This window comes from Ciceribacter azotifigens (assembly GCF_048159625.1).
Taxonomy (GTDB): Bacteria; Pseudomonadota; Alphaproteobacteria; order Rhizobiales; family Rhizobiaceae; genus Allorhizobium; species Allorhizobium azotifigens.
This window is the reverse complement of sequence record NZ_JBLQTA010000015.1, coordinates 1-13,757: the sequence shown is the minus strand read 5'-3', so window position 1 is coordinate 13,757 and position 13,757 is coordinate 1. Positions and strand designations below refer to the sequence as shown.

Here is a 13,757-nt window from a genome sequence, read left to right as displayed (position 1 = left end):
ACGATGGAATACGGATTTACCACTGCCGCCTACGTGGTCGCGGCTGTTCTCTTCATCCTTTCGCTCGGCGGGCTTTCGGGCCAGGAGAGCGCCAAGCGCGCCGTCTGGTACGGCATCGTCGGCATGGGGCTCGCCGTCGCGGCGACGCTTTATGGCCCCGGCAAGGGCAACTGGCTCCTCTCCGCCATCATGATCGGCGCCGGCGGAGCGATCGGCTGGGTGGTCGCCAAGCGCGTCCAGATGACGGAAATGCCGCAGCTCGTCGCGGCCATGCATTCGCTGGTCGGTCTCGCAGCGGTGTTCATCGGCTTCAACGCCCATATCGAACTCGGCCGCGTGCTCGCGATGGACGAGGCAAGCCGGGCGTCGCTCGAAGGCTTTGCCGCGGTGCTCGCGCACAAGACGGCGGTCGAGCAGGTCATCCTCAAGGTCGAGGTGTTCCTCGGCGTGTTCATCGGGGCGGTCACCTTTACCGGGTCCGTGGTGGCGTTCGGCAAGCTCGCCGGCCGCATCGACGGCAAGGCGAAGAAGCTGCCCGGCGGTCACGTCCTGAACGCCGGTGCGGCGCTGATCTCGCTCTCCCTGCTGTTCATGTATGTCGGCGGCTCCGGCGCATGGACGATCGTCCTGATGACGCTGCTCGCCTTCTTCATCGGTTATCACCTGATCATGGGCATCGGCGGCGCCGACATGCCGGTGGTCGTGTCGATGCTGAACAGCTATTCGGGCTGGGCGGCGGCCGCGATCGGCTTCTCGCTGTCGAACGACCTGCTGATCGTCGTCGGCGCGCTCGTCGGTTCGTCGGGTGCGATCCTCTCCTACATCATGTGCAAGGCGATGAACCGCTCCTTCATTTCAGTCATCCTCGGGGGCTTCGGCACCACGACCGGGCCGCAGATGGAAGTGACCGGGGAACAGATCGCGATCGATGCCGAAGGGGTCGCGAACGCACTCAACGATGCGGACTCGGTCATCATCGTGCCGGGCTACGGCATGGCGGTGGCGCAGGCGCAGCAGTCCGTTTCCGAACTCACCCGCAAGCTGCGCGCCGCCGGCAAGGAAGTACGCTTCGCCATCCATCCGGTGGCGGGCCGTCTTCCGGGCCACATGAACGTGCTGCTCGCTGAAGCGAAGGTGCCGTACGACATCGTGCTCGAGATGGACGAGATCAACGAGGACTTCCCGAACACGGACGTCGCGATCGTCATCGGCTCGAACGACATCGTCAATCCGGCCGCACAGGAAGACCCGAACTCGCCGATCGCCGGCATGCCGGTGCTGGAAGTCTGGAAGGCGAAGCAGGTCTTCGTCTCGAAGCGCGGCCAGGGCACGGGCTATTCGGGCATCGAGAACCCGCTCTTCTACAAGGAGAACACGCGGATGTTCTACGGCGACGCCAAGAAGTCGATCGACAGCCTGCTGCCGATGATCCGCTGATCGTCAGCGGCGACCCCAAAAAAGAACCGGAGCAGGGCGACCTGCTCCGGTTTTGCTTTTCAGGGAATGCCCCGCCGAGGCCGTGTCACATGATCGCGCCGACCTGCCAGGGTACGAACTCGTTGTCGCCGAGTCCGAGTGCTTCGGACTTGGTCTTCTGTCCGGACGCGGTCGCCAGCACATGGTCGAGGATCTCGCGGCCCTTCGCGTCGAGAGAAACGCCCTCGGTGATGATATCGCCGCAGTTGATGTCCATGTCGTCGCGCATCTCGTTGTAGAGGCGGCTGCTCGTCGAGAGCTTGATCGTCGGCGCGGGCTTTGAGCCAAATGCGGAGCCGCGTCCGGTGGTGAAGCAGACGAGCTGGGCACCGCCGGCGATCTGTCCCGTCGCCGAGACCGGGTCGTAGCCGGGCGTATCCATGAAGACGAAGCCGGGGCCGGTGATCTTCTCGCCGTAGAGAAGGACGTCCGTCATCGGCGTGCTGCCGGCCTTGGCGGCGGCACCGAGCGACTTTTCGAGGATGGTCGTCAGGCCGCCGAGCTTGTTGCCCGGGCTCGGATTGTTGTCCATCGAACCGTCATTGATCCGACAGTAGTTCTCCCACCAGGTGATGCGCTCGATGAGCTTGTCGGCGACCTCCTTCGAGGCGGCGCGGCGCAGCAGGAGTTGTTCGGCGCCATAGATTTCCGGCGTTTCGGAAAGCACAACCGTGCCGCCGAGGCCAACCAGCAGGTCGCTTGCGACACCGAGCGCCGGATTGGCGGTGATGCCGGAAAAGCCGTCGGAGCCGCCGCATTGCAGGGCGAGCTTCAGTTCAGAAGCCGGGATCGGCTCACGTTTGGTCTCGTTGACGATGGGCAGGATCTCGTGGATGTGATCGACGATGCGGCGGACAGTCTGTGTCGTGCCACCCGTTTCCTGGATCGTCAGCGAGAAGAAGCGGCTGTCGTCGTGATCGCCGTAAAGCGCACGCATGCGGGCAATCTGCATGGTCTCGCAACCGAGACCGACGAAGACGGCGGCCGCGACGTTCGGGTGGGTCGCGTAGCCCCAGAGCACACGCTGGAGATTGTCGAAGCCGGGGCCGGTGACCGAGATCGCGCAGCCCGTGCCGTGGGCGAAGGCGGCGACGCCGTCGACGTTCGGGTAGCGATCGAGGATGCCGGAGCGGTTCACCTCGTCGGCGGCCCGCCGGATCACTGTGGCGGAACAGTTCACCGTTGCGCAGATGGCGATGAAGTTGCGGGTGCCGGCCTGACCGTTGGCGCGCCGGTAGCCCATGAAATGCGCGGGCTCGATGGCCGGGATCGCCGCCTTCGCCTTTTCAAGGTCGGCGCCGATGCGGTAGTCGCGGTCGTGCTCGCCGAAGGCGCAGTTGTGGGTGTGGACGTGCTCGCCGGCGGCGATCGGCTGGCTGGCGAAGCCGATGATCTGGCCGAACTTATAGATATGCTGGCCTTCCGGGATGGCGACGCGAGCGATCTTGTGGCCGCGGGCGACCGGCGTCTTCAGCTGCTCGCCGAAGCCGAGCGGCCGGCTGCCTGCCGCCACCGGGTCGGTGAGGATCGCGACGTTGTCGTCGGCGTGCAGGAGAAGGGTACCGGTGGGTTCAGTCATAGGAAACACTTTCATGCTGGAGGGCTTTTACGATGCCCCGGAGTTCTGCAAGGCCGCGCATCCGACCGATCAGCGGATAGCCCGGGTGGGTGCCGCGGCCGACATCGTCCAGTAGCTCCTGGCCGTGGTCGGGGCGGTAGGGGATGGAGACGGCGACGCGGCCCTCCTCCCGCCGGCGCCGTTCCTCGGCGACCAGCGCGGCAATGAGCGCGACCATGTCGGTATCGCCGCCGAGATGGGCGGCCTCCTGGAACGAGCCGTCCGATTCCTTGGCGACGTTGCGCAGGTGTGCGAAATGAATGCGCGGTGCGAAGCGGCGGGCGATGGCCGGAACGTCGTTCGCGGGATTGGCGCCGAGCGAACCCGAACAGAGGGTGAGCCCGTTCGAGGGGCTGTCCTGACTGGCGAGAATCCATTCGATGTCGTCGCCGGTCGAGACGATGCGTGGCAGGCCGAGAATATTGCGGGGCGGATCGTCCGGGTGGACGCAGAGGCGAACGCCGAATTCCTCGGCCGCCGGCACCACCTCGGCGAGGAAGCGAGCGTAGTTGGCCCTCAGTTCGTCGCGGCCGATTCCCTTGTACTGTTTCAGCTTTTCCCTCAGGCCGGCGACGTCATAGCGGTCGAAGGCGCCCGGCAGCCCGGCCATGATGGAGTTCAGGAGGTTCTGGCGCAGGCCCTCGCTCGAGGTTTCGTACCATTCCCTGGCAGCCTCGCGAACCTCCTCGCTGTAGTCAGCTTCCGCGCCTTCGCGTTCGAGCATGAAGATCTCGAAGGCGGCCATATGCGGCTGCGAGAAGCGCAGGGCGGTTCCGCCGCGCGGTGCCGGCGCGTCGAGCTGGGTTCGTGTCCAGTCGAGAAGCGGCATGAAATTGTAGCAAACGGTCGAGATGCCGCAGGCAGCGAGATTGCGCAGCGATTGCCGGTAGTTGGCAAAGAGCCGTTCGAGATCGCCTTCGCCGCGTTTGATGTCCTCGTGGACGGGCAGGCTCTCCACGACGTTCCAGTAGAGGCCGAGGTTGCGGTCCGCGCTGATCTCGTCCTGACGGTCGCGGATCATCTCTTCCGGCCAGACCTCGCCATAGGGAACTTCGTAGAGGGCGGTGACGATGCCGGTCGCGCCGGTCTGCGCAATTTCGGGCAGCGTGATCGCATCGAACGGTCCGTACCAGCGCCAGCTCTCGATCATGTGCCGACCTCCTCCACCATGCGTGCGGCTCCCTTTTCAAGCAAGCCGGCATAGGCCTTGGCAAGCGCCGCGTGAAAACCCTCGTTTCCGGCAAGCGCCGGAGGGAAGATCTCAGTGACCCCGAGGAGTGCCGCGACCTTGTCGTCCGCGCCGGTCGCAGCGTCGCTCAGGCTCTTCAGTCGTGCGGCGAGCGGGTCGCGCACGTCGATCGGATTTCCCTTTTCGTCGACGCCGCCGACGTAGCGCATCCACGCGGCGACCGCAAGCGCCAGACCGGCGAACGGCCGTCCGGCCGTCAGGTTCTCGGCGACGGTCGAGAGGATGCGCTGCGGCAGTTTTTGCGAACCGTCCATGGCGATCTGCCATGTCCGGTGGCGGATCGCCGGGTTCGAATACCGCTCGAAGAGCGCGTCGGTATAGGCGGAGAGGTCGACACCTTCCGGTGGCCGGAGTCCGGGCACGATCTCCTCGCGCCAGAGCTCCTTGCAGAACCTTGCGAAGGAGGGATCGGCCACCGTGTCGCTGATCGTCTCGTGTCCGGCGAGATAGCCGAGATAGGCGAGGGAAGAGTGGGTGCCGTTGAGGCAGCGCAGCTTCATGTGCTCGAACGGCGTCACATCGCCGACCAACTGCACGCCGACCGCGCCGAGATCGGGACGCGCGCCGTCGACGAAGCGGTCCTCGACCACCCACTGGCGGAACGGCTCGTGCATGACCGGCGAAAGGTCGAGGACGCCGGTCATCGCCGCCAGCCGTTCGATGTCTTCCGGCTTGGTCGCCGGCACGATCCGGTCCACCATCGTCGAGGGGAACGCGCCTTCGGCGGAGATCCAGTCGGCAAGGGCCGGATCGATGAGCCCCGCACACTCGATAACGACACCCTTCACCACCTTGCCGTTTTCCGGAAGGTTGTCGCAGCAGAGCACGGTGAAGGGGCGCAGGCCGGCGTTTCGCCGACGCTCCAGCGCCCGCACCAGATAACCGACCGCCGAAAGCGGCGCGTCCGGATGCGCAAGATCATGGACGATGTCGGGGTGCTGGCGGTTGAGCCGGCCCGTCGAGGGTTCGTGGCAGTATCCCTTTTCGGTGACCGTCAGCGTGATGATACGGATTGCCGGATCGCTCATCGCCTCGAGCACCGCCTGCGGGTTCTCCCGGGCGACCAGCACGTGGTCGACGGCGGTGATGACGCGCGGCGTTTCGCCCTCGGGTCCGAGTTCGAGGGCGGTGTAGGCATAGTCCTGTGGCGCCAGCAGGTCCCGCTGGTCGGGCCGCACCAGGCTGACGCCGATGATGCCCCAGTCGCCGCCGGATCTCTCCATGGCCTGGGAAATGTAGACGGCACCATGGGCCCGGAAGAAGGCGCCGAGGCCGAGATGGACGATACCGGGCTGTGGGCGCTTGCCGTCCGGCCGGTGGAGACGGGGAAGATCAGCGGGCAAGCCAGCCTCCGTCGACGTTGAGGATTGCACCATGGATGTATTTTGCGGCCGGCGAGGCGAGAAAGACGGCCGCACCGCCGATGTCTTCGGGATCGCCCCAGCGCCCGGCCGGAATGCGGTCGAGGATCGCCTTGCTGCGGTCCGGGTCGGCGCGTAGCGCCTCGGTGTTGTTGGTCGCGATGTAACCGGGGGCGATGGCGTTGACGTTGATCCCCTTCGCCGCCCATTCGTTGGCGAGCAGCTTGGTGAGTCCCGCCACGCCGCTCTTCGACGCGGTGTAGGAGGCAACGCGAATGCCGCCCTGGAAGGAGAGCATGGAGGCGATGTTGATGATCCGCCCGCTGGCGCCACGGGCAAGGACCGAGCGCGCGAAGGCCTGGCTCAGGAAGAAGACGGCCTTCAGGTTCACGTCCATCACCTCGTCCCAGTCGGCCTCGGAAAAATCGACGGCATCGGCGCGGCGGATGATGCCGGCATTGTTGACGAGGATGTCGACCGGAGCCGCGAGGTTCTCGATGGCAGTCGCTGCGGCAATCGGGTCGGAAAGGTCGAGCGCGAGGCCTTCGGCCTTGCCGCCTGTGCTGGTGATGAGATCGATCGTCTCGGTGACGGCGGACCGGCCGGCACAGACGACATCGGCGCCGGCTTCGGCGAGTGAGCGGGCGATCGCCTGGCCGATGCCGGTATTGGCCCCGGTGACGAGGGCGCGCTTTCTCGCCAGCGAAAAGAGTGCGTTCACTTCAGCGTCTCCATCGAGACCATCTCGACGTCCTTGTAGTCGACATTGTCGCCGGCCATCGCCCAGATGAAGGTATAGGCGCCGGTTCCCGCACCACTGTGGATCGACCACGGCGGCGAGATTGCGCCTTCCTCGTTCTTCAGCACTATGTGGCGGGTTTCGTCCGGCTCGCCCATCATATGAAAGACACGCTGGTTTTCGGCAAGATCGAAGTAAAGATAAGCCTCCATGCGGCGGTCGTGGACATGGGCCGGCATCGTATTCCAGACGGAGCCCCTGGCAAGCTTGGTCATGCCGACGACGAGCTGGCAGGAGGTCATCACGTCCGGATGCACGAACTGGTAGATGGTGCGCTCGTTGGAGGTCTCCTGCGCGCCGAGCGACATGTTCGCCGCTTCGTCGATACGGATGAGGCGCGACGGATAGGTGTGATGGGCGGGTGCCGAGAGGATGTAGAAGCGACCGTCGCCGGAAAAGGTGACGGGGCCCGAACCCATGCCGAGATAGAGCATGTCGCCCTTCGCCATCACATATTCGCCGTCGGCGAGGACCGTGCCTTCGCCGCCGATGTTGACGACCACCATCTCACGACGATCGAGGATCGAGGCGGTGCCGCATGGCTTCACCTCGTCGAGGACGAGGCTTCCGCCTGCCGGAACCGCGCCACCGACGATCATGCGGTCGTAGTGCGTGTAGATCAGCCTGATCTCGCCCGGCCTGAAGATGTCGCCGACATGAAAGTTCTTCCGCAGCGCCGTGGTGTCGAAGGTCCTCGCGGTCTGCGGGTCGATGGCGTGGCGGATTTCAACGCTGAGCATGGCTCACTCCTTCTTCATATCGGTCATAGAAAATCGTCGCGGCGCGGTGTGAACGTGTCGATGAGGGTACCGGTCTCCAGTGCCTTGCAGCCATGGACGGCGTTCGCGGGGATGACGAAGCTGTCGCCCGGTCCGATTTCGAAGGTTTCCTCGCCGACCGTGAAGGCGAAACGGCCAGATTTCACGTAGGTCGATTGTACGTGCGGATGGTGGTGCAGGGCGCCGACGCCACCTTCCGGAAAGCGGAATTCCACCACCATGAGGTCGGGGCTGTCGGCGAGAACATGGCGGACGACGCCATTGTCGAGGGTGACCTCTGGAAACACTTTGATGCGGTCGAAGGGCATGCAAATCCTATTTGAAGACTGAGGGAAGCCACAGCGACAGAGCCGGAATGTAGCTCACGAGCATCAGCGTCGCGAAGGCGGCGCCGTAGAAGGGCCAGATCGTCTTCATCGCCTGCGATATCGGTATTCGGCCGACCGCGCAGCCGACAAAGAGGACGGCCCCCACCGGTGGCGTGCAAAGCCCGATACCGAGGTTCAGGACGAGGATGACGCCGAAATGCACCGGATCGATGCCGAAGGCGGTGGCGACCGGCAGGAAAATCGGTGTCGTGATGACGATCAGCGGCGACATGTCCATGAAGGTGCCGAGGATCAGCAAGACGACGTTCAGCAGCAACAGGATGATGAGCGGGTTGTCGGAGACGCCCTGCAGCAGGGCGACCATGGATGCCGGAACCCGCAGGTATGCGAGTAGCCAACCGAAGGACGCGGCACAGCCGATGACCATCAGCACCATGGCGGTGGTGCGGACCGCTGCGAAGGTCGCCTCGAGGAAGTCGCTCCAGCTCAGGGTGCGATAAACGAGCAGCGTCACCAGAAGGGCGTAGACCACGGCGATGTTGGAGGATTCCGAGGCGGTGAAGATGCCGGAGCGGACGCCGCCGAAGATGATCGCGACAAGAATGAGGCCGGGCACCGCCGAGGCGAGAAGGCCGCCGAGCGCGCGAAAGCCGGGGAATGGCTCGGTCGGATAGCCGCGGCGTCTCGCGACGAGCCAGGCGGCGATCATCAGCGATACTGCAAGCAGCAGACCGGGGATGATGCCGGCGGTGAAGAGGTCGGCAATCGAGATGCGTCCGCCGGCCGAGATCGAATAAATGATCATGTTGTGCGACGGCGGGATCATCAGGGCGATGATCGAGCCGACGACCGTCACGTTGACGGCGTAGTCCACGTCGTAGCCACGCGCCTTCATCTGCGGCACCATCAGGCCGCCGACGGCGGAAGCATCCGCCGCAGCCGAGCCGGATACGCCGCCGAACATGACCGAGGCCAGTACATTGACCTGCCCGAGGCCGCCGCGCAGGTGCCCGACCAGCCCGCCGGCCAGCGCAACGAGTCGGCGGGCGATGTCGCCGCGCACCATCAGGTCGCCGGCATAGATGAAGAACGGGATTGCCATCAGCGCGAAGACGGAGACGCCGGAATTGAGACGCTGGAAGACGACCACCGGCGGCAGTCCGAGGTAGAGGACGGTCGCAAAGCTCGAAATGCCGAGGCAGAAGGCGACCGGCGTGCCGATGAGCAGCAGAAAGACGAAGGTGCCGAAAAGAACCCAGAGTTCCATGATTATTCCTCCAGCGGTGCGTCGCCGAAGCGCGCGGTCGGCAGGCCTGCCATCCGCCGTAGCACCCGTTCAGCCGAGAAAAGGACGATGAGGACGCCGCCGCCGACGATCGGGATGAAGTCGAATGCTCCCGAAATCCCGAGACTCGGCACCACATTGCCGGCCGTTTTGTCGGCGAGCGAGGAGCCGAACCAGATCATGCCCCCGCCGAAGGCCGCGACCGCGAAGTCGGACAGCGTATGCAGCCAGCTCTTGGCGCGATCCGGCAGGACGTAGAGCAGGATGTCGAACGATAGATGATATCCCTCGCGGATGCCGACGGCCGCTCCTAGGAAGATGAACCAGCCCATGATCATGACGGAGGCCGGTTCGCTCCAGGTCAGGCTGTCGTTCAGCAGGTACCGCCAGAACACCTGTGCGGCGATGAAGATCGTCATCAGCACCAGACCGGTCCCGGCGATCCACAATGCGGCGCGCGCGAGCAAGCCGGTAAATCGCGCCAAGCCTTTCATACTGTCTTGCACGCCATGCCTCCACGCTAAGCGGCAGGATGGTCGGCGGACATTCCGCAGGCCATCCTGTCTGTTGTCGTCATTCCGTCGCCTGGATCCGGGCGACCATGTCCTTCAGCTTCGCGGAGGTGACATGCTTCTCGTAGACCGGCTTCATCGCTTCGATGAACGGTTTCTTGTCGATGTCGGTGATGACTTCCGCGCCGGCGGCACGGATCTTCTCCTCCGACTTCTTTTCCTGGGCGGTCCAGAGTTCGCGCATGTGCGGAACCGAGTCCTTCGCCGCCTGGCGGACGACCGTCTGGTCCTCGGGAGAGAGCTTGTCCCAGCTCTTCTTCGACATGACGAGGACTTCCGGAACGATCAGGTGCTCGTCGAGCGTATAATACTTGGCGACTTCGAAATGGCCCGAGCTGTCATAGGAAGGCCAGTTGTTTTCCGCCCCGTCGATGACGCCGGTCTGGATCGCGGAATAGACTTCACCATAGGGCATCGGCGTGGCATTGGCGCCGAGCGCGCCGACCATGTCGACGAACATGTCGGACTGCATGACGCGGAACTTCATGCCCTTCAGGTCGTCGACGGACTTGATCGGCTTTTCGGAGTTGTAGAAGCTGCGCGAGCCGCCGTCGTAGAAGGCGAGGCCGATCAGGTCGTGGGCTTCGAAGGCGGCGAGAATTTCATCACCGATGGGGCCGTCCATGACCTTGTGCATGTGATCGACGGAACGGAAGATGTAGGGGAGCGAGACGACCTGCGTTTCCTCGATGATGTTGTTGAACGGCCCGAGCGAGACGCGGTTGAGGTCGATGACGCCGAACTGGGTCTGCTCGATCGTGTCCTTCTCCTCACCGAGCTGGGCGGAATGGAACACTTCGATGCCGATGCGCCCCTTGGTGCGCTCCTCCAGCAGCTTGCCCATGTACTTGACGGCCTCGACGGTCGGATATCCGTCCGGATGCGTGTCGGAAGACCGCAGCACAAGCTCGGCCGCGTGAGCCGACATGGTCGAGACGACGATCGCGGCGGACGCCAGAACGGCGAGGCCGAATTTCCTCAGGATGCTCATTTCACTTCTCCTCCTCTTGTTGCGGCTGTCCTCACAGCCGGTAAGCCGTCTTTGCAAGCTTGTAGGCGAGGTCGTGGGCGACTTCGAAAGCCTCGTCCTCATCGAGGCGGCCAGTCGCGATAAGCGTTGCCAGATAGGCGCAGTCCACCCGGCGGGCCACGTCATGGCGGGCGGGGATCGAACAGAATGCGCGGGTGTCGTCGTTGAAGCCGACGGTGTTGTAGAAGCCCGCGGTTTCGGTCGTCAGTTCGCGAAAGCGGCGCATGCCTTCCGCGCTGTCGAAGAACCACCAGGCGGGTCCGAGCTTCAGCGCCGGGTAGGCGCCGGCAAGCGGGGCCAGTTCGCGAGAATAGCTCGTCTCGTCGAGCGTGAACAGGATGACGGTGAGCTCCGGACGCATGCCGACGGCATCGAGCAGCGGCTTCAGAGCGCGGACGTAGTCGGTGCGCGTCGGGATGTCGAAGCCCTTGTCACGCCCGTGCATCGCCATCACGCCAGCCGAATGGTTGCGCCACGAACCCGGATGGATCTGCAAGACGAAACCGTCTTCCAGGCTCATGCGGGCCATCTCGGTCAGCATGTGGCCGCGGAAGGCATCGGCTTCCTGTGGCGTGCACCGGCCGGCCAGCGCCTTCTCGAAGAGGGCCGCGGCCTCGGTCTGCGGCAGGTCCTCGGTGCGAGCGGTCGGATGGCCGTGGTCGGAGCTCGTCGCGCCATAGGACTTGAAGAAGGCGCGGCGGATGCGATGGGCTTCGAGATAACCTTGCCAGGTCGTGGCGTCGGTCCCCGCGAGCTCGCCGAAGCGTTCGACATTGGCACGGAAGCCTTCGAACTCCGGGTCGACGACAGGGTCCGGCCGGTAAGCGGTGACGACGCGGCCGGACCAGCCGGACTGACGGATCATCTCATGCCACCTGAGTTCGTCGAGCGGGCTCTCGGTCGTCGCGATCACCTCGATGCCGAAGCGCTCGAACAGCGCCCGCGGGCGAAATTCCGGGCGGGCGAGGCAGTCCTTGATGTGATCGTAGAATTCGTCGGCCGTCTCGGCCGAGAAGCGCTTTGTGAGCCCGAAGACATCGGCGAAGGACTGCTCGACCCAGAGGCGGCTCGGGGTGCCGCGGAAGAGGTGGAAGTTCTCGGCGAAGAGCCGCCAGATCTTCCGTCCGTCGGTTTCCGTCGGACCGCCGTCGACACGCGGCACGCCGAGGGCTGCGAGCGGAATGCCCTGTGAGCAGAGCATGCGGAAGACATAGTGGTCGGGAACGACGAAGAGATGGGCAGGGTCGGGGAAAGGAGCGTTTTCTGCGAACCAGCGCGGATCGGTATGACCGTGGGGACTGACGATCGGCAGGGTCCGAACGGTCTCGTAGAGACTGCGGGCCACGCCGCGGGCTGTCGATTCGATCGGGAAAAGCCTGTCCTCCTGCAGCAAATCCGTGGCCTCCTCGCCGCTCGCTCACTAAGGTCCGGAAACGCGATTTGCATTTCCGGAGCAAACTAATATGTTAGTATGCAACACGAGTCAACGGAGGCCTCATGGCTGATCAGCTTCAGCTTCGCGCAGTGGATAGCCTGCGTGTGCCATCGGTTACCGATCTGGTTTTCGAGCAGCTTTATCATCAGGTGGTGGAGCTCGATCTGCCGCCGGGCACAAAGCTGTCGGAGGTGGAGGTCGCAAAGCAAATGGGTGTCTCGCGACAACCTGTGCGCGATGCCTTCTACCGCCTGTCGCAGCTCGGCTTCCTGCTCATCCGGCCGCAGCGGGCGACGGTCGTCACCCACATTTCGGAAAAGGGCGTCCTGCAGGCGCGGTTCATCCGCACGGCTCTCGAAATGGAAACGGCTCGGGCCGCGGCTGCGGTGCTCACCGACCAGCAGATGGACGAGCTGGAGGAATTGATCGAAAGGCAGCGCCGGGCGATGGAGGCGGACGACAAGGTCCTGTTCCATGCGCTGGACGATGACTTTCACAAGCGAATCTGCGACATGTCCGGTCACGACTTTGCCTGGGCGCTGATCCGCGACAGCAAGGCGCACATGGACCGGGTCCGGTATCTGAGCCTTTCCTTCGGAGCGCAGAGCGCGTTTGCGGATCACATCGAGATCCTGAAGGCGCTGAGGGCGCATGACGGAGATGCTGCCGCGGCCTGCATGCGCGTCCATCTCTCGCGGATCAAGGGAATCATCGGACGCATCCGGGAAAGCCACGGGCAATATTTTGCGGCGGACGAGAAATGAACGAAAGACATCACCGGGTTCTTGCAATCGGGGAATGCATGGTCGAGATGGCGCCGCGTGGCGATGGTGCCTATACGCGCAACTTCGCCGGCGACACCTTCAACACCGCCTGGTATCTGCGCCGCCTGCTGCCCGAGGCCTGGGCGGTCGACTACTGCTCGGCCGTCGGCGAGGACCGGATTTCCGATCACATGCTGGCCTTCATGCAGGAGGCAGGTGTCGGTACCAACAGCGTCCGGCGCATTTCCGGGCGCACGGTCGGCCTCTACATGATCGAGCTCGACAACGGCGAGCGCAGCTTCTCCTATTGGCGGGGACAGTCGGCGGCAAAGCTGCTCGCACGGGATCGCGAGGTGCTTTCGGCGGCGCTCGCCGAAACGGACGTCGCTCTCTTTTCCGGGATCACGCTTGCGATTCTCTCCGAAGAGGATCGCCGCAACCTTCTCGATACCCTCGCCGAGGCACGTCGGCGGGGAACTGTCGTCGCCTTCGATCCCAACATGCGGCTGAGACTCTGGCCCGACGTCGCGGTGATGTGCGCTGCGGTGGCGGAAGCCGCCGCCGTTGCGGATATCGTGTTGCCTTCCTTCGACGAGGACGGGCAGTATTACGGTGAGGCCTCGCCGCTCGAAACGATCGCCCGCTACCGGAACGCCGGGGCCTCGACGATCGTCGTGAAGAACGGCGTCGGACGCATCCATGCGGAGGGCCGCGACGAGGGCGTCGTCACGTTCGATCCGCAACCGGTTGCCGAGGTCGTCGACACCACCGCCGCCGGCGACAGCTTCAATGCCGGCTTCCTTTCGGCGCGGCTTTCGGGGGCATCATTGGGGGATGCGATCAACCGCGGCGCGCAGGTGGCCGCACAGGTGATCGGCAAGCGCGGGGCACTCGTCGAGATCGACGCGTGAAGCCTTGAGGGCAATCGGCGAGCGGGAAGCCCGCTCGCCTCTCGTCGTCTGATCAATCGGCTCTGAACGTCTGTTTCTGTGTACCGAGGCCCTGGATGCCGAGCTCGACGGTGTCTCCGTCCCTGAGGTAGCGGGGCGGCTTCATGCCC

At 64.4% G+C, this 13,757-nt stretch carries 13 protein-coding genes and 1 pseudogene; 3 read left to right on the top strand and 11 right to left on the bottom strand.

What is annotated here, in order from left to right:
• Window positions 1-3 precede the first annotated feature (3 nt).
• Window positions 4-1,437, top strand: a complete 1,434-nt coding sequence (locus ACM6UT_RS18280) for an NAD(P)(+) transhydrogenase (Re/Si-specific) subunit beta (RefSeq protein WP_416798779.1) — start codon at window positions 4-6, stop codon at window positions 1,435-1,437.
• A gap of 85 nt (window positions 1,438-1,522) precedes the next feature.
• On the opposite strand, the gene ACM6UT_RS18275 is transcribed toward ACM6UT_RS18280, so the two are convergent.
• The 10 genes from ACM6UT_RS18275 to uxaC form a co-directional block, all read right to left on the bottom strand.
• The gene (locus ACM6UT_RS18275; protein WP_416798778.1) at window positions 1,523-3,055 is read right to left on the bottom strand and encodes a UxaA family hydrolase; all 1,533 of its coding nucleotides are present in this window, start codon (window positions 3,053-3,055) and stop codon (window positions 1,523-1,525) included.
• The gene (gene uxuA, locus ACM6UT_RS18270) at window positions 3,048-4,244 is read right to left on the bottom strand and encodes a mannonate dehydratase (protein WP_416798777.1); all 1,197 of its coding nucleotides are present in this window, start codon (window positions 4,242-4,244) and stop codon (window positions 3,048-3,050) included. Before uxuA ends, ACM6UT_RS18275 begins: the two co-directional genes overlap by 8 nt.
• Window positions 4,241-5,719, bottom strand: coding sequence for a mannitol dehydrogenase family protein (locus ACM6UT_RS18265; protein ID WP_416798776.1), 1,479 nt, complete (start codon window positions 5,717-5,719; stop codon window positions 4,241-4,243). Before ACM6UT_RS18265 ends, uxuA begins: the two co-directional genes overlap by 4 nt.
• Window positions 5,676-6,425 (bottom strand): 2-dehydro-3-deoxy-D-gluconate 5-dehydrogenase KduD, encoded by a 750-nt coding sequence (gene kduD / locus ACM6UT_RS18260; RefSeq protein ID WP_416798775.1) that lies wholly within the window; start codon window positions 6,423-6,425, stop codon window positions 5,676-5,678. The genes ACM6UT_RS18265 and kduD overlap by 44 nt, the downstream gene beginning before the upstream one ends.
• A complete protein-coding gene (gene kduI / locus ACM6UT_RS18255; RefSeq protein ID WP_416798774.1) occupies window positions 6,422-7,243 on the bottom strand; it encodes a 5-dehydro-4-deoxy-D-glucuronate isomerase in 822 nt (273 codons plus the stop codon). Before kduI ends, kduD begins: the two co-directional genes overlap by 4 nt.
• Before the next feature lie 23 nt (window positions 7,244-7,266).
• Complete coding sequence (locus ACM6UT_RS18250) at window positions 7,267-7,590, bottom strand: cupin domain-containing protein (RefSeq protein WP_416798773.1); 324 nt, start codon at window positions 7,588-7,590, stop codon at window positions 7,267-7,269.
• A 7-nt stretch (window positions 7,591-7,597) separates the two neighbouring features.
• Window positions 7,598-8,878, bottom strand: a complete 1,281-nt coding sequence (locus ACM6UT_RS18245; protein WP_416798772.1) for a TRAP transporter large permease — start codon at window positions 8,876-8,878, stop codon at window positions 7,598-7,600.
• Window positions 8,879-8,880: 2 nt separating this feature from the next.
• Window positions 8,881-9,402, bottom strand: a complete 522-nt coding sequence (locus tag ACM6UT_RS18240) for a TRAP transporter small permease (protein WP_416798771.1) — start codon at window positions 9,400-9,402, stop codon at window positions 8,881-8,883.
• 67 nt (window positions 9,403-9,469) lie between these two features.
• The gene (locus ACM6UT_RS18235; RefSeq protein ID WP_416798770.1) at window positions 9,470-10,459 is read right to left on the bottom strand and encodes a TRAP transporter substrate-binding protein; all 990 of its coding nucleotides are present in this window, start codon (window positions 10,457-10,459) and stop codon (window positions 9,470-9,472) included.
• A 31-nt stretch (window positions 10,460-10,490) separates the two neighbouring features.
• Window positions 10,491-11,891, bottom strand: a complete 1,401-nt coding sequence (gene uxaC, locus ACM6UT_RS18230; protein WP_416798769.1) for a glucuronate isomerase — start codon at window positions 11,889-11,891, stop codon at window positions 10,491-10,493.
• Window positions 11,892-11,995: 104 nt separating this feature from the next.
• Between uxaC and ACM6UT_RS18225 the strand changes: the two genes are divergently transcribed.
• Together ACM6UT_RS18225 and ACM6UT_RS18220 are read left to right on the top strand one after the other, a co-directional pair.
• A complete protein-coding gene (locus ACM6UT_RS18225; RefSeq protein ID WP_416798768.1) occupies window positions 11,996-12,697 on the top strand; it encodes a GntR family transcriptional regulator in 702 nt (233 codons plus the stop codon).
• Complete coding sequence (locus ACM6UT_RS18220; RefSeq protein WP_416798767.1) at window positions 12,694-13,608, top strand: sugar kinase; 915 nt, start codon at window positions 12,694-12,696, stop codon at window positions 13,606-13,608. The genes ACM6UT_RS18225 and ACM6UT_RS18220 overlap by 4 nt, the downstream gene beginning before the upstream one ends.
• Window positions 13,609-13,660: 52 nt before the next feature.
• Here the strand turns inward: ACM6UT_RS18220 and ACM6UT_RS18215 are convergent.
• Window positions 13,661-13,757: pseudogene (locus ACM6UT_RS18215) on the bottom strand (2-hydroxyhepta-2,4-diene-1,7-dioate isomerase); the annotation flags it as partial.

Bases quoted from the DNA above. Each gene is read 5' to 3' on its own strand.
- ACM6UT_RS18245 (WP_416798772.1), bottom strand. From the start codon at position 8,878: ATGGAACTCTGGGTTCTTTTCGGCACCTTCGTCTTTCTGCTGCTCATC.
- ACM6UT_RS18280 (WP_416798779.1), top strand. From the start codon at position 4: ATGGAATACGGATTTACCACTGCCGCCTACGTGGTCGCGGCTGTTCTC.
- uxuA (WP_416798777.1), bottom strand. From the start codon at position 4,244: ATGATCGAGAGCTGGCGCTGGTACGGACCGTTCGATGCGATCACGCTG.
- kduI (WP_416798774.1), bottom strand. From the start codon at position 7,243: ATGCTCAGCGTTGAAATCCGCCACGCCATCGACCCGCAGACCGCGAGG.
- ACM6UT_RS18235 (WP_416798770.1), bottom strand. From the start codon at position 10,459: ATGAGCATCCTGAGGAAATTCGGCCTCGCCGTTCTGGCGTCCGCCGCG.
- ACM6UT_RS18265 (WP_416798776.1), bottom strand. From the start codon at position 5,719: ATGGTGCAATCCTCAACGTCGACGGAGGCTGGCTTGCCCGCTGATCTT.
- ACM6UT_RS18220 (WP_416798767.1), top strand. From the start codon at position 12,694: ATGAACGAAAGACATCACCGGGTTCTTGCAATCGGGGAATGCATGGTC.
- ACM6UT_RS18250 (WP_416798773.1), bottom strand. From the start codon at position 7,590: ATGCCCTTCGACCGCATCAAAGTGTTTCCAGAGGTCACCCTCGACAAT.
- ACM6UT_RS18225 (WP_416798768.1), top strand. From the start codon at position 11,996: ATGGCTGATCAGCTTCAGCTTCGCGCAGTGGATAGCCTGCGTGTGCCA.
- ACM6UT_RS18275 (WP_416798778.1), bottom strand. From the start codon at position 3,055: ATGACTGAACCCACCGGTACCCTTCTCCTGCACGCCGACGACAACGTC.